The sequence below is a fragment of the Streptomyces sp. NPDC048275 genome (assembly GCF_040652275.1).
In the GTDB taxonomy this organism is placed as follows: Bacteria; Actinomycetota; Actinomycetes; order Streptomycetales; family Streptomycetaceae; genus Streptomyces.
In genome coordinates this window covers 12,298-34,690 of record NZ_JBEZLR010000047.1, presented here as the reverse complement: position 1 = coordinate 34,690, position 22,393 = coordinate 12,298, and the positions used below count along the sequence as shown (strand labels likewise).

Here is a 22,393-nt window from a genome sequence, read left to right as displayed (position 1 = left end):
CGGAAGGATGGGACGGGTAGGGGCGGCGGGGGCGAGTGAAATCCCGCGCCCCCCGCCGCACCCCCGGACATCAGTCCACCTCGGCCACAGCCTGCGCGAACTGGGCCTGGTACAGCCGCGCATACGGCCCGTCCGCCGCCAGCAGCTCCGCATGCGCGCCCTGCTCCACGATCGCCCCGTTCTCCATCACGAGAATGGTGTCGGCATCGCGGATCGTCGACAGACGATGCGCGATGACGAACGACGTCCGCCCATGCGCAAGCTTCGCCATCGCCTTCTGGATCAGCACCTCGGTACGGGTGTCGACCGAGCTGGTCGCCTCGTCCAGCACAAGGATCACCGGGTCGGACAGGAACGCCCGCGCGATGGTGATCAGCTGCTTCTCGCCCGCACTCACCCCCGTACCCTCATCGTCGATCACCGTGTCGTACCCGTCCGGCAGCGTCCGGATGAACCGGTCCGCGTGCGCCGCCCGCGCCGCCTCCTCGATCTCCCCCCGGGGGACGTCCCGCGAGGCCCCGTAGGCGATGTTCTCCGCGATCGTGCCGCCGAACAGCCAGGTGTCCTGGAGCACCATGCCGATCCCGGCCCGGAGTTCGTCCCGGGACATCTTCGCGACATCGACGCCGTCGAGGGTGATCCGCCCGCCCGTGACCTCGTAGAACCGCATCAAGAGGTTCACCAGCGTGGTCTTGCCGGCGCCGGTCGGGCCGACGATCGCCACCGTGTGCCCGGGCTCCACCTTCAGGGACAGGTCCTCGATGAGCGGCTTCTCGGGGTCGTAGCGGAAGGACACGTTCTCCAGTGCCACCCGCCCGCGCAGCTCGTCGGGACGGGCAGCCGGCATCGGGTCGGGCTCCTGCTCGTCCGCGTCCAACAGCTCGAAGATCCGCTCCGCCGACGCGACACCCGACTGCACCAGGTTCGCCATCGACGCGACCTGCGTCAGCGGCATGGAGAACTGCCGCGAGTACTGGATGAAGGCCTGCACGTCACCGATCGACAATGACCCCGACGCGACGCGCAGTCCGCCGACCACCGCCACCAGCACATAGTTCAGGTTCGACACGAACATCATCAGCGGCTGCATGACCCCGCTGTTGAGCTGCGCCTTGAACCCGGCCTCGTACAGCTTCTCGTTCTGCTCGGCGAACTGTGCGGCCGACTCCTCCTGCCGCCCGAACACCTTGACCAGCGTGTGCCCGGTGTACATCTCCTCGATGTGCGCGTTGAGCTTGCCGGTGGTGCGCCACTGCTGCACGAAGTGCGGCTGCGAGCGCTTGCCGACGCGGGTGGCGACGTAGAAGGAGAGCGGGACGGTGACCAGCGCGACCAGCGCGAGCAGCCACGACACCCAGAACATCATCGCGAGTACACCCACGATGGTCAGCAGTGAGTTGACGAGCTGGCCCATCGATTGCTGGAGGGTCGTCTGGATGTTGTCGATGTCGTTCGTCGCGCGGCTGAGCACCTCACCGCGCTGCCGCTTGTCGAAGTACGAGAGGGGCAGCCGCGACAACTTCGCCTGCAGGTCCTCGCGCAGCCGGTAGACCGTCTTGTTGATCGCACGGTTCGAGAGCCGGGTGGACACCGCCATCAGCAGGCCGGCCACCAGGAACGTACCGAGCGCGAGCAGCAGGATGTTCCCGACGGCGCCGAAGTCGATGCCCTGGCCCGGGGTGAAGTCCGTCCCCGAGAGCATGTCGGCCATGCCGCCGTCGCCCCGCGCGCGCATCGAGGCGAGGACCTCGGCCTTGGTACTGCCCGGCTGCATCTCCCGCCCGATGATCCCGGCGAAGACAAGGTCCGTCGCCTCGCCCAGGATCTTCGGGCCCAGCACGGACAGCCCCACGGCCAGCACACCGCACACGAGCATCCCGTACATCGTGCCGCGCTCGGGTTCGAACTGTGCGAGGAGCCGTTTGCCGGATCCCTTGAAGTCCATCGAGCGCTGATCGGGGCCGCCCGCCGCCATGCGTCCCATGGGCCCGGCCATCAGGCGGCCTCCGCTTCCGTCAGCTGGGAGAGCACGATCTCCCGGTAGGTTTCGTTGTCCGCCATGAGCTCGTGGTGACGCCCCGTACCCACGACCCGGCCCTCGTCGAGGACCACGATCCGGTCGGCGTCCCGGATGGTCGACACCCGCTGCGCGACGATCACCACGGTCGCCTCGGCGGTCTCCTCGGCGAGCGCCGCGCGCAGCGCCGCGTCGGTCGCGTAGTCGAGCGCCGAGAAGGAGTCGTCGAAGAGGTAGATCTCCGGGCGCAGGACGAGTGTGCGGGCGATGGCCAGGCGTTGGCGCTGGCCGCCCGACACATTCGTACCGCCCTGCGCGATCGGCGAGTCCAGACCGTTCTCCAGCCGCTCCACGAACTCCTTGGCCTGCGCCACCTCCAGCGCGTGCCACAGCTCCTCGTCGGTCGCGTCGGGATTGCCGTACCGCAGGTTCGTGGCGACCGTGCCCGCGAACAGATACGGCTTCTGCGGGACCAGCCCGACCGTCCTGGCCAGCAGCTTCGGCTCGAGGGTCGCCACGTCCACGCCGTCCACCAGCACCTCGCCGTCGGTGGCGTCGAAGAGCCGGGGTACCAGCCCGAGCAGCGTCGACTTCCCACTGCCGGTCGAGCCGATCACGGCGGTCGTCTCACCCGGCCGGGCCACCACGTCGACGGACTTCAGCACCGGCTCCTCGGCGCCCGGGTAGTGGAACCCGGCGCCGCGGATCTCCAGGTGACCGTGGCGCCGCAGCTCCATGACGGGCGCGGTGGGCGGCACGACGCTGGAGGAGGTGTCCAGGACCTCCTGGATGCGCTCGGCGCAGACCTCCGCGCGCGGGATCATCATGAACATGAAGGTGGCCATCATGACGGACATCACGATCTGCATGAGGTAAGCGAGGAACGCGGTCAGGTCGCCGATCTGCATGCCGCCGCTGTCGATGCGGTGCGCGCCGAACCAGACCACGGCGATCGACGAGAGGTTCACCACGGTCATGACGATCGGGAACATCAGCGCGAGCAGCCGTCCGGTGCCCAGCGACACCTCGGTGAGCTGTGCGTTCGCGTGCCGGAAGCGGTCCTTCTCGTAGTCGTCCCGCACGAAGGCGCGGATGACACGGTTGCCGGTGATCTGTTCGCGCAGCACCCGGTTCACGGTGTCCAGGCGTACCTGCATGGCCCGGAACAGGGGGCGCAGCCGACGGACGATCAGGGCCACGCAGACGCCGAGGACCGGCACCACGGCGACCAGTACCCCGGACAACGGTACGTCCAGGCCGAGGGCCAGGACGATGCCGCCCACGCACATGATCGGCGCCGACACCACCAGGGTGAACGTCATCAGGGCGAGCATCTGCACCTGCTGCACGTCGTTCGTGGTGCGGGTGATCAGCGACGGCGCCCCGAAGTGGCCCACTTCGCGCGCGGAGAAGGACTGCACCCGGTCGAAGACGCCGGCCCGTACGTCCCGGCCGAGCGCCGACGCCGTACGGGCGCCGTAGTAGACGGCCCCGATGTTGCAGATGACCTGGATCAGCGAGATCCCGATCATCAGGGCGCCGAAGGACAGGATGTAACCCGTGTCGCCCTCCACGACACCGTTGTCAATGATGTGCGCGTTCAGGGTGGGCAGGTACAGCGTGGCGCAGGTCTGCAGGAACTGCAGCAGCACCAGGAGGGCGATGGGTTTCTTGTACGGACTGAGGTGGGTCCGAAGAAGTCGTATGAGCACGCGGAGTCTTCCGGGGTCGACGGCGGGGCGGAGCGGGGTGGTGCACGAGCCCCTATCGTCGAACACTCCACCCGTGTTACCTCAACCGAATTAACCAAGAGCAGACCAAGAGTGGAGCTGCTCTCGGCCCTGAGACGTACGCGGTAGGGCCCCACCGGGTTCCACCGCACCCCCCTATGTGCCGCTATGTCCGGAACGCTCCAGGGTGCGTCTGTTCCCGTACGGACACGTACTGCTGTCGCACGGCCTGGCCCACGGCCAGTTCCTCGCCGGGCTCCAGAATCTGGGCGACCGCACCCTGCCAGACGGGTGGCAGCCGGGGGTCGAGCGTGCCCTGCGAGACACCGAGGGCCCAGGCCGCCTGGCGGGCCGCACCGAGCGCCGCGTAGTCGGCCGGCTGGGGCACCACGACCTGCGCGCCGAACAGCGCGGGCGCCGCGGCCTGCACGGCCGGCAGTTCGGCGGCCGCCCCGAGCAGGAACACCCGCCGTACGTCCACACCGCGCCCGCGCAGTACGTCCAGCGCGTCCGCGAGCCCGCACAGCATGCCCTCGAAGGCGGCCCGCGCCAGGTGCTCGGGCCGCATCGACTCCCGCCGCAGCCCGGCGAGCGTGCCCGCCGTATGCGGCAGATTCGGCGTCCGCTCACCTTCCAGATACGGCAGCAGGACGAGCCCGTGGGAGCCCGGCGTGGACTTCATCGCCAGCTCGGACAGGCTCTCCAGGTCGGGCAGGCCGAGCAGTTCGCTGGCGCCGCGCAGAGTGCGTACGGCATTGAGCGTGGTCACCACCGGCAGATGCATCCCGGTCGCGTCCGCGAGCGAGGTGATCATGCCGGAGGAGTCGACCAGCGCCTCGGGGTGTACGGCCATCACGGACCCGGAGGCGCCGAGGGACACGACCGCGTCCCCGAGCCCTATGCCGAGCCCGAAAGCCGCCGCCATGGTCTCTCCCGTGCCCGCGGAGATCAGCAGCCCCTCGGGCGTCGTCCCCGCGGCCTCGGACGGGCCGAGCACGTCGGGCAGTGCGGCCTGGCGACCGAGCGCCAGCTCGACGAGGTCCGGCCGGTAGGCGCCGGTCGCCGCCGACCAGTAGCCGGTGCCGGAGGCGCCGCCCCGGTCGGTGGTCCGGCGCAGCGGACGGCCGAGCAGCTGCCACACCAGCCAGTCGTGCGCCTGGAGCAGCAGGGTGGTGCGCTGCGCGGCGTCGGGTTCGGTCTTGCTCAGCCAGCGCAGCTTGGTCACCGGCTGCGCGGCCTGCGGTACACAACCCACGGCCTGGGCCCACGCCTCGCGCCCGCCGAGCGCGTCGACGAGATCGGCGGCGGCGACCTGCGCGCGCTTGTCGCCCCCCACCATGGCCGGGCGCACCGTGTTGCCCTGCGCGTCCAGCGGGACCAGGCCGTTCTGCTGCGCGGAGACACCGATGGCCTGCACGCCTTCGAGCAGGCCACCACCGGCCGCTTCGCCCAGGGACAGCAGCCAGGCCTGCGGATCGACATCGGAAGCACGGGTGGCGGCCTCGGCGTTCTCCACCGGGTGCTGCGCATACCCCTGCCTGAGCACGGCACCTGTCTCCGTGTCGCAGACGACGATGCGAGTGAAATCGGGCGAACTGTCCAGCCCGGCGACTATCCCCATGGCGGAAATTCTGCCGTACTGCGGACAGTGACCGTGCCGGACCGTCGCCCCCTGGTGCGGATCGTTAGGTGTTGCTGGTGCCCCAGTCGTCCGCGGCGCTGCCGTTGGTGTTGCGCTCGCGCAGGGAGCGGACCCGCTCGGCGACCGAGTCGGGGACGTGGTCGCCCACCTTCTCGCTCACCACGTGGTACGCCTTGCCCGCGAACTCGCGCCCCTGCTGGGCGGCGGACTCGGCGGTGTTGCGCACCGCCGGGTTCTGCGCGAGCTGGCGTGCGGACTTCTTCAGCTGCTCGTAGCGCTCGCGCCCGGCGCGTGTGCCCAGCACGTACCCCAGAGCCAGCCCGGCGACGAATGTGAGCCGGTAGCGCATGGCGGCCACCCTTCCCTTGCGTCGGCATCGGTGTGGAGGGAACCGATTGGCGGAGCACCCCCCTGCTTGCGCTAATGTATGTGTCGCAGCGAGCGCACGCCCCCTGGCGAATACCCAGGTAGGTACGTTCGATGCAACGCAGCAATCCTCCGTAGCTCAATTGGCAGAGCAGCCGGCTGTTAACCGGCAGGTTACTGGTTCGAGTCCAGTCGGGGGAGCGCGATCTCCTGTAGCTCAATTGGCAGAGCAGCCGGCTGTTAACCGGCAGGTTACTGGTTCGAGTCCAGTCGGGAGAGCAGCGGAAGAGGACCCCTCAGGGGTCCTTTTTCATGCCCGGGGGAACCGGGCAGGCCGCGCCGAGGTCCTCATGGTCGTGCGATGCCGACCATCCGAAGCAGGAGATCGTATGAGCGGCTATGCTGCGGCAGACGGCGCGCACAAATGTGCGCGACACGCCGCATGGGGCGGTAGCTCAGCCGGTTAGAGCAGCGGACTCATAATCCGTCGGCCGTGGGTTCGAGTCCCACCCGCCCCACCTGTGCAGGCTCCTGGCCTGCGGAAACGTTCTTTTTGGGTGTCGAAGCGTCAACTTTGCCTGAACGGAGTGAATCCGCTGCTCGTGGGTTTGGAGTCCGGCGGCGCCCACGGTACTTCCAACCCGCCTGACCTGCCGCGGAGTAGGTGTTCGAGGTTGTCGCTCGTAGTCCGGGCGACTGCTCTGAGGGCCGATGCCAAGACCCAGGGGCCGTACAGGGGCCGGGACGGCGCGGTCGTGTTCAGAGGACGGTGTCTACGGGGCGATTCGTTGTCCCATTTGCTGGTTGCGCGGCATGGGCTGTCATCGCGCTGTGGAGACCTGTCGCCCTCGCGTCGCTCGATCTGTGATGACGTCCAAGGGGTGGGGAAACTGCCCCAAGAGGAAACCGCCCGGATGGGTTACTCGCCCCTCTTACGTAGAGCCCTGCGGTTCGACTGGTCAGGCCGGTGGGACGGTCACCAACAGGCCCTGTCCAGCTGTGGATTGTTGCGAACAGGTGTGCGCCGGCTGGGCACCAGCGCCCGCGCCTTCGAGCGCCTCGGACCAGAGCCTGGCCTCCTTCGGCGTGGGTGGTAGACCGCGCCGGCACGATCGACGGGCCGGTGTCGGCGAGCACGTCCAAGGGGGGAAGCGTGCGGGTTCCCGCAATCCTGGAGGTTCCGGCGGGCGAACCCGCATATGGACGGGTCCTGGCTGTCCGTCCAGGCGCGGGTTCGGGTGGTTTGGCGATGGGGGCTTGACCTTCGAGTTGTGTCGAGGCTTTTACCGTCGGTGGTGCGACGACCTACCGCTTATCGCAGTTGGCCGAGCGCCCCGGCATCCGGCCGCAACGCTGCGCTTCTACGAGACCACCGGACTACTGCCGGCGGAGCGGACGGCGTCCGGATATCGCGGGAACGGAGATCGCGGAGGTTTCTGCCCAGGGCGGGTCTGCGCCGGGGACGGAGCAGGTCAGGGCAGCAACGTGGGCAGCGAAGGTACAGGCGTCGGTGATGGCTTCGAGGCCCAGTCCGTCGAGTCGGCCGCCCAGGTATCCCAGTGCGGTGAGGCGGTGCAGCAGGCCCGCGGTGAAGGAGTCCCCGGCCCCCACGGTGTCCACGACGTCCACGGTCGGGGTCGGGACGGTGACGCGGTGGCCGTCGAGGGAGGCGAGGGCTCCGCGCCCGCCGAGAGTGATCACGACGAGGCGCGCGCCGGCGGCGTGCCAGGTGTCGCACGCCTCCTCGGGGCTGACGCCGGGCAGGAGCAACGCGAGGTCGTCCTCGCTGAGGCGAAGGATGTCGGCGAGGGCGCACCAGTGGGGGAGCCGTTCGCGGTAGGCGGCGGGCGGTACGAGCAGGGGGCGGACGTTGGGGTCGATGGACACGGTGACGTGCTCGCGGGCCTTGGCGAGGTGGTCCTCGATGCGGGTGCCGCCGGGTTGGCGTATCAGTGCCAGGGAGCCGGTGTGCAGGCAGGCCGCGCTCTCCCACCCGGTGGTGGCGAGTTCCTCGTCGGTCCACTGCCAGTCGGCCGCGCTGTCGGCGTAGAAGGTGTACGTGGCCTGGCCGGTCTCGTCGAGGTCGGCGACGGCGAGGGTGCTGGGCTCGGGGGCGGTCACGCTGCCGGTCAGGTCGACGCCGGCGTCGCTGAGGCGGGCACGGAAGAGAGTGCCGAAGACATCCGTGGAGAAGCGCCCGAGGAAGCGGGTGGGGGTGCCGAGCCGGGCGAGAGCGACGGCGGTGTTGGCAGGGCCGCCACCGGGCAGCGCCCGCAGCGCGAGCTCGTCGGAGCTGGACCGGGCGGGGTCGGTGAAGGCGTCGGCGACCCACTCGCCGAGGACGGTGACGCTGCTGGGGGCCTGGGGTCGGGCCATGGTGACTGTCTGCCTCTCTCAGGAACAGCGCGGGTGGGGAAGGGCACCGGGACGGTGGCCTGATGCAGCCCATTGCGCAGGTATTGACATGCCGCTCAAGACGGACGTAACTTCCCTGCCACAAGGAAGTAACGCGCGTTATTAAAGCGCGAAACCGGAGGCGTTGTCGCGCCTCCGGCTGGCCGAAAGGGACTGGGTAGTGGCCACGAACAAGGCGCATCGCGTGACCATGAGCGATGTGGCCCGCCACGCGGGTGTCTCGCGGACCACGGTCTCCTTCGTCCTCAACGACAAGCCCGGCGCTGCCATCCCTGACGAGACCCGTCGACGGATCCTGGAGGTGATCGACGAGCTCGGCTACCGGCCCAACGCCGGGGCGCGGGCGCTGGCCTCCAACCGCAGCGGCTGGTTCGGTCTGATCACCGAGATCGTGACCGGCCCCTTCGCGGCGGAGGTGATTACGGGCGCGCAGAGCCGCGCCTGGGGTGACCGGAGGTTCCTGCTGATCGCCGCGAGCGAGGGCGATCCCGTGCAGGAGGCCGCCGCGCTCGACCAGATGCTGGAGCACCGCGTGGAAGGGCTGCTGTACGCCACGACCTGGCACCGGGCCGTCACGCTCCCCAAGGCCGCCCGGGAGGTGCCGACGGTGCTCGTCAACTGCTACGACGCGGCAGGTGAGCTGCCGTGCATCCTGCCCGACGAGGTGTCGGGCGGATACAAGGCGACCCGTCGGCTTCTGGACGCCGGTCACACCCGCATCGGGTTCATCAACCTCGACCCGGAGATCCCGGCCGCCATCGGCAGGCGCGAGGGTTACGAGCGTGCTCTGCGCGAGGCCGGGATCACCCCCGCCCCCTCCCTCGTCATCCCCGGCTGGGCCACCGCCGACGGCGCCTACACCGCCGCCTGCGAACTGCTGGACCGCCCGGCCGCCGACCGGCCGACCGCTCTGTTCTGCGGCAACGACCGGATGGCGATGGGCGCGTACGACGCGATCAAGGAACGTGGACTGCGCATCCCGCACGACGTGGCCGTGGTGGGGTTCGACAACCAGGAACTCATCGCCGCCTATCTGCGGCCGAAGCTGACAACGCTCGCCCTGCCCTTCGAAGCCATGGGCACCAAGGGCGTCGACATGCTCGCCGCTCTCGCAGCGGGGCAGCCGCTCGACACCCACCGGGTGACGATCGACTGCCCGCTGCTCGAACGCTCGTCGGTCTGACTGCGAATCAGTCCGCCGAGGAATCCCATCCCGTCTTCGTCCTGTGTGTTGAAGAGAGGAAAAGAGTCTCCATTATGGCACCCTCCATCGCCCCGCGGCGGCTTCGGCCCGCCCTGAGAGCGGTCACCGCGACCGCCGCCGCAGCCCTGGTCCTGTCCGCCTGTACGGGTGGCTCGGGCGCCGCCGGCGCCGGTGACACGTCTGGCAACCAGCTGCTCACCATCCCGCGCGAGGATCTGGCGACGTTCACGCGCAACTTCAATCCGCTCTCCCCGCTGCCCGCCCCCATGACCAAGGAGGGGATCTACGAGCCGCTGGTCGTCCACAGCATGGCGGACGCCAAGGACACCCCGTGGCTGGCCACCAAGTGGGAGACGGCCAAGGACGGCAAGTCCCTCACGTTCACGCTGCGCGACGGCGTGAAGTGGTCGGACGGCCAGGCGTTCACGGCCGACGACGTCGTCTACACCTTCGAGCTCCAGAAGAAGGTGCTGGGCGGCTTCGACTACCTGGACAAGGTCACCGCGGTCGACGCCCACACGGTGAAATTCTCTTTCAACAAGCCCTTCTCACCCGCCTTCTTCGAGATCGGCGCCCACTACATCCTGCCGAAGCACATCTGGTCCAAGGTGAAGGACCCGAAGAGATTCACCAACCCCAACCCGGTCGGCACCGGCCCGTACACCCAGATCGAGAAGTTCCAGAGCCAGTCGTACGAGCTGCGCAAGAACCCGAACTACTGGCAGCCCGCCAAGCAGCAGATCGCCGGCATCCAGATGCTCGCCTTCTCCGGCAACGACAGCGCCAACATCGCCTTCACCAACGGCGAGGTGGATTGGACGCAGTCGTTCATCCCGAACATCGAGAAGTCCTTCGTCGCCAAGGACAAGAAGCACAACCACTACTGGTTCCCGGCCACCGCCGCCGTGATCAACTGGCAGCTGAACACCACCAAGGCGCCGTTCAACGACCCGGCCGTGCGCAAGGCGCTCAGCATGGCCGTCGACCGCGACCAGGTCACCAAGGTCGCAATGAACGGCTACGCCGAACCCGCAGACTGCACGGGCCTGGCCCGCACCTACGACAAGTGGCGTGACACGTCGCTGGCCGCCTCCTGCACCTGGACGAAGTACGACACCGACGCGGCGGCCAATGCCCTGGATGCGGCCGGCTACAAGGAGAGCGGCGGCAAGCGGAAGCTGAAGAACGGCAAGCCGTTCACGCTCGACATCTCCGTCGGCTCGGCCTCCTCCGACTGGATCTCGGTCGCCAACATCATCAAGCAGGACCTCGCGAAGGTCGGCATCACCGCCACCGTGAAGACGCCCGACTGGTCGGCGGTCTCGTCCTCGTACAACACCGGCACCTTCGACACCGGCATCGTCTGGAGCAACAACGGCGCCACACCGTACGAGTACTACCGCGGCGTGATGTCGACCAAGATGCTCCAGCCGGTCGGCAAGCAGGCCACGGAGAACTACCACCGCTTCGGCGACAAGAAGACCGACAAGCTCATCGACGCCTTCGCCGCCGCCACGGACGAGAGCGCGCAGCGCGAGCAGATGAACGGCCTGCAGAGGCTCTACAACGAGGACGCGCCCGTCGTCCCGCTGTTCACCGGCCCCGAGTGGGGCGCGTACACGGACGCCCGCTTCACCGGCTGGCCCACCGAAGAGAACCCGTACGCCACCCTCAGCAACCGCAACGGCAGCACGATCCTCGTGCTCACCTCGCTGAAGCCCGTCAAGAGCTGACGCACGGATCGGCGGCCATCCTCCTCCCCGGACGGCCGCTCCCCACCGCCCCCCCGCACCCCGCACCCCCTACGACAGGAGCACGACCCGTGCGTCTCATCCTGCGCAACCTGGGGTTCTATCTGCTCGCCTTCTGGGCCTCCCTCACGCTGAACTTCGTGCTCCCGCGCTTCATGCCGGGCGACCCGGTCTCCCGGATGTTCGCGCAGGCCCAGGGCACGATGCAGCCCGACCAGATAGCCCAGTTGCGGAAACTCCTCGGCCTCGACCACCGCCCCCTGTGGGAGCAGTACCTCAGCTACATCAAGAGCGTCTTCACCGGCGACCTCGGCATCTCCATCACCCGCTTCCCGACCCCGGTCACCGACGTGATCGGCTCGCAGATCGGCTGGACCCTGCTCCTCGGTGGCGTCGCGCTCGTCATCGCGGCCGTGCTCGGCAACCTGCTCGGCATCGTCGCCGCCTGGCGGCGCGGCGGCGTCCTCGACTCCGCCTTCCCGCCCCTGCTGATCTTCGTCGGCTCGTTCCCCTACTTCTGGCTGGCCATGGGCGCGCTGTACCTGTTCGGGGTGAGCCTCGGCTGGTTCCCCATGCGGCACGCCTACGACGTCGGACTGACCCCCGGCTTCAACGGCGAATTCCTCTCCAACGTCGCCACCCACCTGGTGCTGCCGGCGCTGACCATCGTGCTGGTCTCCATCGGCGGCTGGATGCTCGGCATGCGCAACACCATGATCGCCACAACGGCCGAGGACTACATCACGATGGCCGAGGCCAAGGGGCTCAGCTCGTCACGGATCATGTTCCGCTACGCCGCCCGCAACGCACTGCTGCCCTCCGTCACCAACTTCGGCATGGCGCTCGGCTTCGTCGTCGGCGGCGCGCTGCTCACCGAGGTCGTCTTCGCCTACCCCGGCATCGGCTACCAGCTGCTGATGGCCGTCCAGGGCCTGGACTACCCGCTGATGCAGGGCATCTTCCTGACGATCACGGCGGCGGTGCTGCTCGCGAACTTCCTCGTCGACCTCGTCTACGTCCGCCTCGACCCGCGCGTCCGCGTCCGCTGAAGGGGGTTGCCGACATGACCGCCATCGAAATCGCGACGGCCACCACGCCGACAGCCCCCGCACGCACGTCCCGCCGGCGCGGACTGGTGCGCCAGCTCATCGACAGCAAGAAGGCGCTGACCGGGCTGATCCTGCTCGCCGTCTTCGCGTTCCTTGCCCTGCTCGCGCCCGTCCTCGCCCCGGGTGACCCGTCCCTGATCAACTCCACGGGCAGCCAGACCCCGTCGGCCGCTCATTGGCTCGGTACAACCGCCAAGGGACAGGATGTCCTCGCCCTCACCCTGTGGGGTGCGCGCAGTTCGCTCTTCGTCGGGTTCACCGTTGGGCTCGTGGCGACCGCGGTCGCCATCGTCGTCGGCCTCGCATCCGCGTACTTCGACCGCGTCGTGGACGACGCGCTGACCCTGGTCACCAACGTCTTCCTGTTGCTGCCCGGCCTCCCGCTGCTCATCATCCTGGCCGCGTTCCTGCCGCCCGGGACCTCCACTGTGATCCTGGTGCTCGTTGTCACCGGCTGGGCGGGCTCCGCCCGAGTCCTGCGCGCACAGGCCAAGTCGATCCGGGGCAAGGACTTCGTGGCCGCCGCCGTCGTCACCGGGGAACGCCCGCTGCGGATCATGTTCCGCGAGATCCTGCCCAACATGGCGTCCGTGGTGATGACCACGCTGCTCGGCTGCGTGATCTTCGGCATCGGCGCCCAGGCCGGCCTGGAATTCCTCGGCCTCGGCGACAGCAGTGTCGTCAGCTGGGGTACCAACCTGTACTGGGCCAGCAACGACGGCGCGTTGATGACCGGCGCCTGGTGGGCCTTCGTGCCCTCCGGACTGTGCATCGCCCTCGTCGCCTTCGCACTCGCGCTGGTCAACTACGCGGTCGACGAGATCACCAACCCGAGGCTGCGCAACCGCCGTGCCCGCCGTGAGAGGAGGGGCTGAGCCATGGAACCCGTACTTGAGGTGAACGGCCTGCGCGTCGAATACCGCAGCGACGGACGCACCGTCGTGGGCGCCGACGACGTCTCCTTCTCCATCGGCGCCGGAGAGATCTTCGGCCTCGCCGGGGAGTCCGGCTGCGGCAAGTCGACCATCGCCAACGCGGTGATGCGACTGCTCAAGCCCCCGGCGGAAATCACCGCGGGCAGCATCCGCTTCCAGGGCCGCGACGTCCTCGCCCTGGACGCACGGGAGCTGCGCGCCTTCCGGTGGCGGGAGATCGCCATGGTCTTCCAGTCGGCGATGAACTCGCTCAACCCCGTCCTGACCATCGGCGAGCAGATCGTCGACATCTTCACCACCCACGAGCGGATGAAGAAGCGGGCCGCGCGGGAGCGGGCCGGTGAGCTGCTGGAGCTGGTAGGCATCGACCCGGGAAGGCTGAAGGCGTACCCGCACCAGCTCTCCGGCGGTATGCGCCAGCGCGTGGTCATCGCCATGGCGGTGGCCCTGAAGCCAAGGCTGCTGATCATGGACGAGCCGACCACCGCGCTCGACGTGGTCGTGCAGCAGGAGATCATGGCGCAGATCCGCGACCTCCAGCGGGAGCTGGGCTTCTCCATCCTCTTCATCACCCACGACATGTCCCTGATGGTCGAGCTGTCGGACCGCATGGGCGTGATGTACGGCGGACGGATCGTCGAACTCGCCGACGCCAAGGACCTCTTCAGCAAGCCGCTCCATCCTTACACCGAGGCGCTGATGAACGCCTTCCCGCCGCTGACCGGCCCGCGCCGCGAACTCACCGGCCTCTTCGACGCCCCGCGCACCGCCGACAGCTGCGGCTTCCACGTCCGCTGTCCCGAGGACCGCTCGGACTGCTCCATGAACATCCCCGACCTGCGCGAGATCGCCCCCGGCCGGTGGGTGGCCCAGAGTGCCCAGGGAGCCCCCCGATGACCCAGCCCCTGCTGTCCGTACGCGGTCTGACCAAGGACTTCCAGGTCGGCACCGTCTTCTCCCGGCGCCGCGTCCGTGCCGTCAACGACGTGTCCTTCGACCTGCCGGCCGGCCGGATCACCGCCCTGGTCGGCGAGTCCGGCAGCGGCAAGTCCACCATCGCCCGCTGCCTCGCCCGCCTCGAACAGCCCTCCGCCGGACAGGTACTGCTCGACGGCGAGGACATCCTGCGCACCGAGCGGCGCCGGGTATCACGGGCGTACCGCCGCAAGGTCCAGATGGTGTTCCAGGACCCCTTCGGCTCGCTCAACCCCGTGCACCGCATCGAGCACTTCCTCACCCGCGCCCTCGTCCTGCACGGCCGCCACGCCACCCCCGAGGCGCTGCGCGAGCTGATGACGACGGTCGGCCTGACCGAGGACATGCTCCAGTCCTACCCGCACGAGCTCTCCGGCGGCCAGCGTCAGCGCGTCGCGATCGCCCGCGCCCTCGCCGTCGAGCCCCGGCTGGTCCTCGCCGACGAACCGACCTCGATGCTGGACGTCTCCGTGCGTGTCGGCGTGCTCAACCTGATGCGGCGCCTGCGCGACGAGCGGAACATCGCCATGCTCTACATCACGCACGACCTGGGCTCCGCCCGCTACCTCGCGGACACCACGATGGTCATGTTCGCCGGCGAACTCGTCGAGGGCGGAGACGCGTTGGCGGTGATGGACGCCCCCGCCCACCCCTACACCCGCCTCCTGCTGTCGGCCGTGCCCGACCCCGAGCGGGCCGGCAGCTACGACCCGGTCGAACGCGCCCGGCTGCGCGAGGAGATCCTCAACCCCACGTCCTGCCCCTACGGCGACGACGGCACGTGCAGTCGCACCGAGCCCGTCCGCCACATCGTCGGCGAGAACGGCGGACAGCCCCACTGGGTGCGCTGCCACCTGCGCGCACCCGCCTCCGACATCGCCCGCCGCGTCCTGAAGGCCACCGACCGGCCGGACGGCGAGGCCACCGACGACCCCGAGAAAGCGGAGACCACCGCCGCATGACCCACGACCTCACCCTCCCCTCCGGCACCCCCATCGCCGAGGGGCTGGCCGAACGCGCCCTGCGCGACCCACACCGCCCCCGCTTCCACTTCACCTCGCCCGGCGGCTGGCTCAACGACCCCAACGGGCTGAGCCACTGGAACGGCGTCTACCACCTCTTCTACCAGTACAACCCGCTCGCCGCCGCCCACCACCGCATCCACTGGGGCCACGCCACCAGCACCGACCTCGTCCACTGGACCGACGAACCGGTCGCCCTCGTCCCCGGCACCGACGGCCCCGACCGCGACGGCTGCTGGTCCGGTGTCCTGGTCGACGACGGCGGTGTGCCCACGCTCGTCTACTCGGGCAGGCACGGCGAGCATGAACTCCCTTGTGTGGCCAGGGGATCGGCGGATCTGAGGTACTGGACGAAGGACCCGGCCAACCCCGTCATCACCGCCCCGCCCGAGGGCGCCGACATCACGGCCTTCCGCGACCACTGCGTCTGGCGGGAGGGCCAGGTGTGGCGCCAGCTGGTGGGCTCGGGAATCCGCGGCATCGGCGGAACGGCCTTCCTGTACGAATCCGACGACCTGCGCAGCTGGCGCTACGTCGGCCCCCTGCTGACGGGTGACGCCTCGCAGAACCGGGGCGAGCTCGACTGGACCGGCACGATGTGGGAGTGCGTCGACCTCTTCCGGCTCGGCGAGGACGAGGAGGCCGGCAGCACCGACGCGCTGGTCTTCTCCGCCTGGGATGAGGACACCACCCACCACCCCCTGTACTGGACCGGCCGCTACCAGGGCGACACCTTCACCCCCACCGCCCTCCACCGCCTCGACTACGGCGGCCGCTACTTCTACGCCCCCCAGTCCACTCGCGACGAGCACGGCCGCCGCATCATGTTCGGCTGGCTCCAGGAGGGCCGGACGGACGAGGCGAACGCGCAGGCCGGCTGGTGCGGTGTGATGTCCCTGCCGAGGGTCGTCACGCTCGCCACGGACGGCGGCCTGCATCAGGCCCCGGTACCGGAGCTGACCGAGCTGCGGCGGGAGCGCGTAGAGATGGCTCCGGGCCGGCTGGCCGACCCGTACACCCGGCTGCCCGCCGTGCGCGGGGACCAGCTGGACATCGAGACGACCCTGCGTCTCGCTCCCGGAGCGACCGCCCGGCTCGTGGTCCGCGAGACACCGGACGGCGCGGAACGCACGGTCGTGGAGGTGAGCAGGGCGCCCGACGGAACGGGCGGCACGCTCCGCCTGCGCCGCGAGATCAGCAGTCTCGACCCGACGGTCGACACCGAACCCCGGTACGGCGAACTGCCGTTGGACCCCGACGGCCGGGTCGACCTGCGGATCCTCGTTGACCACTCCGCACTGGAGATCTTCGCCAACGGGCGTGCCCTGACCGCCCGCATCTACCCCACCCGCCCGGACGAGGCCGTCGGCGTCGGTATCGGTGCCCACGGCGACGTGGCCCTGGAGCGGTTCGATGCCTGGCAGATGGCGTCGGCCTTCACCGACGGACCCCGGCCGCTGTGGCCGTGACGGTCTTACACACAACCACGGCCCGCGGGGTGAACGTCACCCCGCGGGCCGTGGCGCACCCTCCCCTGCTCTCCTCAGGAGCTGCCATGAGCGTGTCCCGCCGCACCCTCCTGCTCGCCGGAGGAACCGCCGCCACCCTGCTGCCTCTCGGAGGCATCCTCCCCGCAGCACAGGCCGCCCCGAGCGCTGCCGGAGCGACCCCCGCCGCCACCCCGATTCCCGACCCCGTCCCCGTCACCGGCACCTGGACCCGCACCTCCGACGGCGGCCAGAAGGCGACCGCCGGCCGTCGCGGGCCCGCCCTCGCCCTGTCCGAGCAGCAACTTGCGGCCAAGGGCACGTACGCGGCCCGCGTCACGCCCCAATCCTCTTCCTCCGTGGGCGTGTTGGTGTTCCGGGCAGCCCTGGACGGCTCGACCGGATACGCGGTCGCCCTCGACCCCGGCCGCTCCCGCATACGGCTCTACGACCTGGCCGGCGGCGACACACTCGCCACCGCTCCACTTCCGGGCGCGCGGACCGCAAGACCCTATGACCTCGAAGTGGCAGTCGACGGACCCGAGCTGACGGTGCATGTCGACGGCAAGCGGCTCCTCCACACCGAGGACCACCGCCACGACACCGGCTCGGTGGGCCTGCTCGCCCAGGGCGGCAAGGTCACCTTCGGCCCGCCCTCCCTCTCCTCAGTCACCACCAACCTCACCGGCTGGACCACGAGCGGCGGCACCTGGACGGCGAGTCCGCTGGGCTGGCGCGCGGCCCCGACCCAGGGAGCCACCGCCCGCGCCATCACCACGACCAAGACGTACGACACCGCGCTCCAGGCCGACCTGCTCCTGCACGACGCTTCCGCCATCGCCTCACTGCTGGTGCGCACGGACGCCACGGCCACGCACGGCTACGGCGTCCAAGTCGACCCCGCCCAGGGCAGGCTGAGGCTCTACCGCATCGATGGCAACGTCACCCTCGGCACCTACGCGACCACCATCAAGGCCGACACGGTCTACCGCCTGCGCGTCGAAGCCGAACGCGACGAACTGCGCGTGCACTGGCAGACCAACTTCCTCTCTCCCGACGGCTACAGCCCCGTCATCACCGCCCAGGACTCCACCCACACCAAGGGCCGACTCGCCGTCACGGCATCGGCCGGCGCGGTGTCCTTCGAGAACATCGCCGCGGCCGACCTCGCCACCGGCCTCCAGGGCTGGACGGCCCGCTCCGGCACCTGGACCCCCGACCTGCGCGGCATCCGCGGCGAGAACGGCCTGCGCACGGCCCCCTTCACCGACGGCGACCTGGTGGCGAGAGCAGACATCACACCCGGCGGCCCCTCCTCCTCGGCCGGCCTCGTCCTGCGCGCGTCCGCGAACGGCTCCGGCGGCTACGAAGCCCGCCTGGAAGCCGGCCGCAACGCCGTCGTCCTGCTGGACCGCTCCTCCGGCGCCCGCCTCGCCTCCGCTGCCGGCCCGGTCCGGCGCATCGCGTCCGGCGGCACCTATCGCGTCGAGGCCCGCGCGACGGGCAGGACGGTCGAGGTGTACGTGGACGGCGTACGGGCGCTCAAGACCCGCGTGTCCCGCACCAAGGGAGCCACCTTCGGCACCGCGGCTGCGCACGGGACGTCGTACTTCCAGAACGTCGAGGTCCACAGCACCGCCGACTACTTCACCGAGCCGTACCGCCCCACGTACCACTACTCCCAGCTCACCGGCTCCACCAGCGACCCCTGCGGCCTGCTGCACTACGACGGCGAGTACCACCTCTTCCACCAGGACGAGGGCCGCTGGGCGCACGCGGTCAGCACCGACCTCGTCCACTGGCAGCCCCTGCCGATCGCCCTGCCCTGGAACGCCTACGGCCACTGCTGGACCGGCTGCGCGGTCGTGGACGCCGACGACACCTCCGGCCTCTTCGACGGCGGCTCGGGCCTGATCGCGTACTACACCAGCTACCACCCGGACAAGCCGGGCGGAAACGCCGGCGTGCGCATCGCCTACAGCAAGGACAAGGGCCGCTCGTGGCAGTGGCACGGCGGCTCAAGTCCGGCCGTGCAGAACCCGGGAGGCCCCGACGCCGGCTGGACCTTCCGCGACCCGAAGGTCATCCGCGACGAGGCCCACGACCAGTGGCTGATGGTCGTCTCCGGCGGCGACCACATTTGCTTCTTCACCTCCACCGACCTCCTCACCTGGACCCAGGTCAGCTCCTTCGGCTACGGCGACTGGGCCACGCCCGGCGTCTGGGAGTGCCCCGACTTCTTCCCGCTGCCGGTCGACGGCGACAAGGACAAGGTGAAGTGGGTCCTCACCCTGAGCACCGGTGCCGTACGCGCCACGAACGGCTCGGCCGCCCAGTACTTCACGGGTGAGTGGAACGGCACCGGTTTCACTCCCGACCAGAAGGCCGGCACGGTCCTGCGCGCCGACTCCGGCCGCGACTACTACGCCGCCATGTCCTTCTACGGCCTGCCCGACGACCGCCGCGTCTGGCTCGGCTGGATGAGCAACTGGGACTACCCCTTCAGCGCCCCGACCGGCGCCTGGAACGGCCAGCTGAGCACTCCCCGCGAACTGACCCTCACGGACACCGCCGACGGCGTACGCCTGGCACAGCGCCCGGTCCCGGAGCTGGTCGCGCTGCGTACGTCCACCACGACCCGCAAGGACCTCGCCGTCGGCCCCGACTCCGCGAACCCGCTCGCGGGAGTCCGGGGCGTCGGCTACGAGATCGAGGCCGAGATCACCCTCGGCACCGCCAAGGAGATCGGCTTCCGGCTCCGGACCGACGACGACCAGCACACGACAGTCGGATATGACGCCGAGGCGCAGGAGTTGTTCGTGGACCGCTCAGCATCGGGCCTGAGCGACTTCACGCAGTACTTCACGGGTCGCACCACCGCGCCGATGAAGACGACCGACGGCCGCGTGACCCTGCGCGTGTACGTCGACTCGTCCTCGGTCGAGGCATTCGGCGCGGACGGACAGGCCGCCGTGACGAGCCTGGTCTTCCCCGGCCCGGACGCCGACGGCATGGCCTTCTACGCCAAGGGCGGCACCGCGCACGTCGACTCGCTCAAGGTGCACAGGCTGGACAGCACCTTCCGCCTGGTGGACCGGGTGAAGCCGCTCGTGGCCGCTCCGGCCGGCGGTGAATTCCGCTCGGACCTCGGCAAGTTGACGATCACCCCCGCCGGCCGCTGGTCCACGGACAGCGCGGGCCGGGCCGCAAGCTTCGACAAGGACTCCAACGCGATCTCGGCCCGCACGGCGACGGACCTGGACCTCACCACCCTGGTCCGGCTCGGCGGCCCCGACCCGGACACGGGCGGTGCCCTCTCCCTCCTCTGGCGCGCCTCCTCCGACGCCACCGACGCCTACTGCCTCAACATCGACCCCGACCTGCGCGTGATCCGCCTGGTCGCCAAGGCCAACGGCTACTTCGACGACGGCGCCGCCCTCGCCCGCGTCCCGGCCCTGGTCCGCCGCGGCACGACCTACCCCGTCCGCATCCTCACCGAGGGCGACCGCATCCAGGTGTTCCTCAACGGCACACGGATCATCGACGTGACGGACACGACGTACGCCGATGGCCACATCGCCCTGAATGTGTTCGGCGGGAGGGCGGCGTACCAGGACACCTACGCGCAGGAGCTGTGACCGTTGGTCAAGCCGACAAGCAACCGTGACCGCGGAGGCTCCGCCCGCCGGCCGGGTGAGGTATCCGCACACCGGGGCCCACCCGCAGTCTCCTCCGCGCACCGGGGCCCTCCGCAGGCGGGTCGTCGAGCACGGAGGGGACGGCGAGAACCGCAGCCACTCCCATTATGACACCAGTGATGTATGCTGTCAGTGTAATAAATTGCAGATGGGGGCTCATGCGTGACTTGGAAGATTGTCGTGGTCGAGCCGGCTCTTTCGTGGCTTCACGGCCTGCGCCGTACTGACCGCGACACCCTGATTCAGGTCAGTCAGGCTGTCACTGCTCTTCAGGAGGAAGGTCCCGCGCTGGGCCGGCCTTTGGTGGACACGATCAAGGGGTCGGTGCTACCGAACCTCAAGGAACTCCGCCCGGGCTCGGCGGGGGCCACGGAAGTGCGGTTGCTGTTCGTGTTCGACCCGGACCGCCAGGCTGTGATCCTGGTCGGCGGTGACAAGGCGGGCAACTGGTCCGGCTGGTACCGCGTCGCTGTGCCCCAGGCGGAGCAGGCATACGCGGAGCATCTGAAGCGAATCGATGGAGAGGACGGGGCACGATGACTGATCACCTCAAGGACCCGCAGGCCGTCTCCTGGGGAGACCTGGCCGAGGATTTCGCCTTCACGGACGCCGAAAAGGATCAGATCCAGAAGGGGGCGCAGGCGATGGTCCTGGCCTCCCGTGTGCACCGCCTCGCCGAGTTGCGGAAGCGGCAGCACACCACACAGGTCCAGGTTGCCGAAGCCATGGGTGTCACCCAGGCCCGCGTCTCGCGCATCGAGAAGGGCCAACTGGAGCGCAGCGAGGTCGACACCCTCGCTGCCTACGTCAAGGCGCTCGGCGGCAAGCTGAAGATCGTCGCTGACTTCGGTGATGAGACCTATGTCCTCGGCTGACCCGATCGACAGGCTTAGGTCCAGGATCATGCGCAGCCCGGCAGGCGAACTCGTCAGGGACGATGCTCCACCTGGGACGAGGGGGGGAGAGCGCTGAGCCCGCCGGACGCCGCAGCTCTGGCGCCTCTGGTGCGGCCGGGCGGGCGTATTGTCTCGATCGCGACCCCGGTCGAGTCACCTGCCGATGCCGGGGTGACTGCGATGCACATGGTCGCCCGAAACGATGTAGCGCAACTGGCGGCGCTTGTGGAACTCGTCGAGGCGGGCGCGGTCGCCATCGACATCAGCAAGTCACGCCCGCTGACCGACCTCGCAGACGTCCACTGCCTCAGTGAGGCCGGCCGGACCCGAGGCAAGGTCATCATCATTCCTTGAGGCTGGGCGGCCGAACGTTCTCTTCAGCTCCCGCGCACCGTTCCCGGTGGGCACGTTCCCGTGTACCTGGCTGAGCATGTTGGCGGGTATGCCGACACACGAACCGATGAGCCCATGTGCCTCACACAACAAAGGCCAGATCAGAACCGTAGATAACCGTGGTCGTCGTCGCCTGCATCGAGGTCTGACCCGCCCCGATCGCGTACTAGCACTCACAGAGCGGCGGACGGGATGATGTCCACCCAGAGCCCAAGGGGGTAGTCATGAGATCGCACCTGCAGTGGATCCACGGCCGCGGAGAGCGTGTCATCGTCGAACGTAACCAGACGTACACAGCCATCTTCGTCAAATTCTTTGTCCTGGTCGGCCTGCTGTATATGCCGGTTCTCATCTTCCATTGGGGTGAGTGGATCCCATTCGCCGGAGCCAGCATCTACCTGCTCTGGGAACTCGGCCGTATCAACAGCGCACTTGGCGAGCTCGCCGACCTCTGGAACGAGCAGTACCAGCAGCGGAAGGAGCCGGCTCGAAACGACTCCCTCCAGTGACACAGCCGGTCGGCGACTGCCTGACGATTTCGTCGTCGACCCAGGGCACTCGCCTCCGGAGAGCTGCCGGGCCATGGACAGCTTTGCCTGTCCAGTCCGCAGAGGAGCGGGTCTCCTTATCGAGCCGGCCGACGGCGGCCTCGGTCTGTGGCGCGTTCAGCGCAGGCTCGCGGGCGCCAGCCGGATCCCGCCGGAGCCGGCCCTGATCCGCACCGGCCAGGGCGCTGCCGCGGCCGGTGCGGGC

17 protein-coding genes and 3 tRNA genes are annotated in these 22,393 nt (G+C 69.3%); 15 read left to right on the top strand and 5 right to left on the bottom strand.

The genetic code is table 11. The features are described 5' to 3' along the window. Positions 1 to 70 precede the first annotated feature (70 nt). The 4 genes from AB0D57_RS25905 to AB0D57_RS25890 form a co-directional block, all read right to left on the bottom strand. The gene (locus AB0D57_RS25905; RefSeq protein WP_362077506.1) at positions 71 to 1,996 is read right to left on the bottom strand and encodes an ABC transporter ATP-binding protein; all 1,926 of its coding nucleotides are present in this window, start codon (positions 1,994 to 1,996) and stop codon (positions 71 to 73) included. Beyond that, a complete protein-coding gene (locus tag AB0D57_RS25900; RefSeq protein WP_362077503.1) occupies positions 1,996 to 3,729 on the bottom strand; it encodes an ABC transporter ATP-binding protein in 1,734 nt (577 codons plus the stop codon). The genes AB0D57_RS25905 and AB0D57_RS25900 overlap by 1 nt, the downstream gene beginning before the upstream one ends. Positions 3,730 to 3,913: 184 nt before the next feature. Beyond that, positions 3,914 to 5,368 (bottom strand): FGGY family carbohydrate kinase, encoded by a 1,455-nt coding sequence (locus AB0D57_RS25895; protein ID WP_362077500.1) that lies wholly within the window; start codon positions 5,366 to 5,368, stop codon positions 3,914 to 3,916. Between the two features lie 64 nt (positions 5,369 to 5,432). Further along, positions 5,433 to 5,738, bottom strand: a complete 306-nt coding sequence (locus AB0D57_RS25890; RefSeq protein WP_362077497.1) for a YtxH domain-containing protein — start codon at positions 5,736 to 5,738, stop codon at positions 5,433 to 5,435. 145 nt (positions 5,739 to 5,883) lie between these two features. On the opposite strand from AB0D57_RS25890, the gene AB0D57_RS25885 reads away from it, so the two are divergent. The 3 genes from AB0D57_RS25885 (at position 5,884) to AB0D57_RS25875 (ending at position 6,273) form a co-directional block, all read left to right on the top strand. Further along, positions 5,884 to 5,956: transfer RNA gene (locus tag AB0D57_RS25885), tRNA-Asn, on the top strand. A gap of 5 nt (positions 5,957 to 5,961) precedes the next feature. Further along, positions 5,962 to 6,034: transfer RNA gene (locus AB0D57_RS25880), tRNA-Asn, on the top strand. Positions 6,035 to 6,199: 165 nt separating this feature from the next. After that, positions 6,200 to 6,273 (top strand) — tRNA-Ile (locus tag AB0D57_RS25875). 859 nt (positions 6,274 to 7,132) lie between these two features. Here the strand turns inward: AB0D57_RS25875 and AB0D57_RS25870 are convergent. Continuing rightward, a complete protein-coding gene (locus tag AB0D57_RS25870; RefSeq protein WP_362077494.1) occupies positions 7,133 to 8,131 on the bottom strand; it encodes a carbohydrate kinase in 999 nt (332 codons plus the stop codon). A 199-nt stretch (positions 8,132 to 8,330) separates the two neighbouring features. On the opposite strand from AB0D57_RS25870, the gene AB0D57_RS25865 reads away from it, so the two are divergent. The 12 genes from AB0D57_RS25865 to AB0D57_RS25810 all read left to right on the top strand — a co-directional run bounded on the left by AB0D57_RS25865 (position 8,331) and on the right by AB0D57_RS25810 (position 22,149). Further along, positions 8,331 to 9,353 (top strand): LacI family DNA-binding transcriptional regulator, encoded by a 1,023-nt coding sequence (locus tag AB0D57_RS25865; protein ID WP_362077491.1) that lies wholly within the window; start codon positions 8,331 to 8,333, stop codon positions 9,351 to 9,353. Positions 9,354 to 9,427: 74 nt separating this feature from the next. After that, positions 9,428 to 11,107, top strand: a complete 1,680-nt coding sequence (locus AB0D57_RS25860; RefSeq protein ID WP_362077487.1) for an ABC transporter substrate-binding protein — start codon at positions 9,428 to 9,430, stop codon at positions 11,105 to 11,107. Positions 11,108 to 11,196: 89 nt separating this feature from the next. Continuing rightward, positions 11,197 to 12,174, top strand: coding sequence for an ABC transporter permease (locus tag AB0D57_RS25855; protein WP_362077484.1), 978 nt, complete (start codon positions 11,197 to 11,199; stop codon positions 12,172 to 12,174). Positions 12,175 to 12,188: 14 nt separating this feature from the next. Continuing rightward, positions 12,189 to 13,109: an ABC transporter permease gene (locus tag AB0D57_RS25850; RefSeq protein WP_362077481.1), complete on the top strand. Its 921-nt coding sequence runs from the start codon at positions 12,189 to 12,191 to the stop codon at positions 13,107 to 13,109. A 3-nt stretch (positions 13,110 to 13,112) separates the two neighbouring features. Beyond that, positions 13,113 to 14,066, top strand: coding sequence for an ABC transporter ATP-binding protein (locus AB0D57_RS25845; RefSeq protein ID WP_362077478.1), 954 nt, complete (start codon positions 13,113 to 13,115; stop codon positions 14,064 to 14,066). Further along, on the top strand, positions 14,063 to 15,106 hold the full coding sequence (locus tag AB0D57_RS25840) for an ATP-binding cassette domain-containing protein (protein ID WP_362077475.1): 1,044 nt from the start codon (positions 14,063 to 14,065) through the stop codon (positions 15,104 to 15,106). The genes AB0D57_RS25845 and AB0D57_RS25840 overlap by 4 nt, the downstream gene beginning before the upstream one ends. Beyond that, entirely contained in the window at positions 15,103 to 16,635 is a 1,533-nt protein-coding gene (locus AB0D57_RS25835) for a glycoside hydrolase family 32 protein (RefSeq protein WP_362077472.1), read from the top strand. The genes AB0D57_RS25840 and AB0D57_RS25835 overlap by 4 nt, the downstream gene beginning before the upstream one ends. Positions 16,636 to 16,721: 86 nt before the next feature. After that, positions 16,722 to 20,291: a GH32 C-terminal domain-containing protein gene (locus tag AB0D57_RS25830; protein WP_362077469.1), complete on the top strand. Its 3,570-nt coding sequence runs from the start codon at positions 16,722 to 16,724 to the stop codon at positions 20,289 to 20,291. A gap of 240 nt (positions 20,292 to 20,531) precedes the next feature. Then, the gene (locus tag AB0D57_RS25825; RefSeq protein ID WP_362077466.1) at positions 20,532 to 20,891 is read left to right on the top strand and encodes a type II toxin-antitoxin system RelE/ParE family toxin; all 360 of its coding nucleotides are present in this window, start codon (positions 20,532 to 20,534) and stop codon (positions 20,889 to 20,891) included. Continuing rightward, the gene (locus tag AB0D57_RS25820; RefSeq protein WP_079662454.1) at positions 20,888 to 21,226 is read left to right on the top strand and encodes an XRE family transcriptional regulator; all 339 of its coding nucleotides are present in this window, start codon (positions 20,888 to 20,890) and stop codon (positions 21,224 to 21,226) included. The genes AB0D57_RS25825 and AB0D57_RS25820 overlap by 4 nt, the downstream gene beginning before the upstream one ends. A 93-nt stretch (positions 21,227 to 21,319) precedes the next feature. Then, complete coding sequence (locus AB0D57_RS25815) at positions 21,320 to 21,601, top strand: zinc-binding dehydrogenase (RefSeq protein WP_362077590.1); 282 nt, start codon at positions 21,320 to 21,322, stop codon at positions 21,599 to 21,601. 263 nt (positions 21,602 to 21,864) lie between these two features. Continuing rightward, positions 21,865 to 22,149, top strand: a complete 285-nt coding sequence (locus AB0D57_RS25810) for a hypothetical protein (protein WP_362077462.1) — start codon at positions 21,865 to 21,867, stop codon at positions 22,147 to 22,149. Positions 22,150 to 22,393: the final 244 nt, after the last annotated feature.

Excerpts from the sequence above, each read along its gene's own strand:
- AB0D57_RS25905 (WP_362077506.1), bottom strand. The coding sequence starts at position 1,996 with ATGGCCGGGCCCATGGGACGCATGGCGGCGGGCGGCCCCGATCAGCGC.
- AB0D57_RS25895 (WP_362077500.1), bottom strand. The coding sequence starts at position 5,368 with ATGGGGATAGTCGCCGGGCTGGACAGTTCGCCCGATTTCACTCGCATC.
- AB0D57_RS25890 (WP_362077497.1), bottom strand. The coding sequence starts at position 5,738 with ATGCGCTACCGGCTCACATTCGTCGCCGGGCTGGCTCTGGGGTACGTG.
- AB0D57_RS25870 (WP_362077494.1), bottom strand. The coding sequence starts at position 8,131 with ATGGCCCGACCCCAGGCCCCCAGCAGCGTCACCGTCCTCGGCGAGTGG.
- AB0D57_RS25860 (WP_362077487.1), top strand. The coding sequence starts at position 9,428 with ATGGCACCCTCCATCGCCCCGCGGCGGCTTCGGCCCGCCCTGAGAGCG.
- AB0D57_RS25850 (WP_362077481.1), top strand. The coding sequence starts at position 12,189 with ATGACCGCCATCGAAATCGCGACGGCCACCACGCCGACAGCCCCCGCA.
- AB0D57_RS25845 (WP_362077478.1), top strand. The coding sequence starts at position 13,113 with ATGGAACCCGTACTTGAGGTGAACGGCCTGCGCGTCGAATACCGCAGC.
- AB0D57_RS25840 (WP_362077475.1), top strand. The coding sequence starts at position 14,063 with ATGACCCAGCCCCTGCTGTCCGTACGCGGTCTGACCAAGGACTTCCAG.
- AB0D57_RS25835 (WP_362077472.1), top strand. The coding sequence starts at position 15,103 with ATGACCCACGACCTCACCCTCCCCTCCGGCACCCCCATCGCCGAGGGG.
- AB0D57_RS25830 (WP_362077469.1), top strand. The coding sequence starts at position 16,722 with ATGAGCGTGTCCCGCCGCACCCTCCTGCTCGCCGGAGGAACCGCCGCC.
- AB0D57_RS25820 (WP_079662454.1), top strand. The coding sequence starts at position 20,888 with ATGACTGATCACCTCAAGGACCCGCAGGCCGTCTCCTGGGGAGACCTG.
- AB0D57_RS25810 (WP_362077462.1), top strand. The coding sequence starts at position 21,865 with ATGAGATCGCACCTGCAGTGGATCCACGGCCGCGGAGAGCGTGTCATC.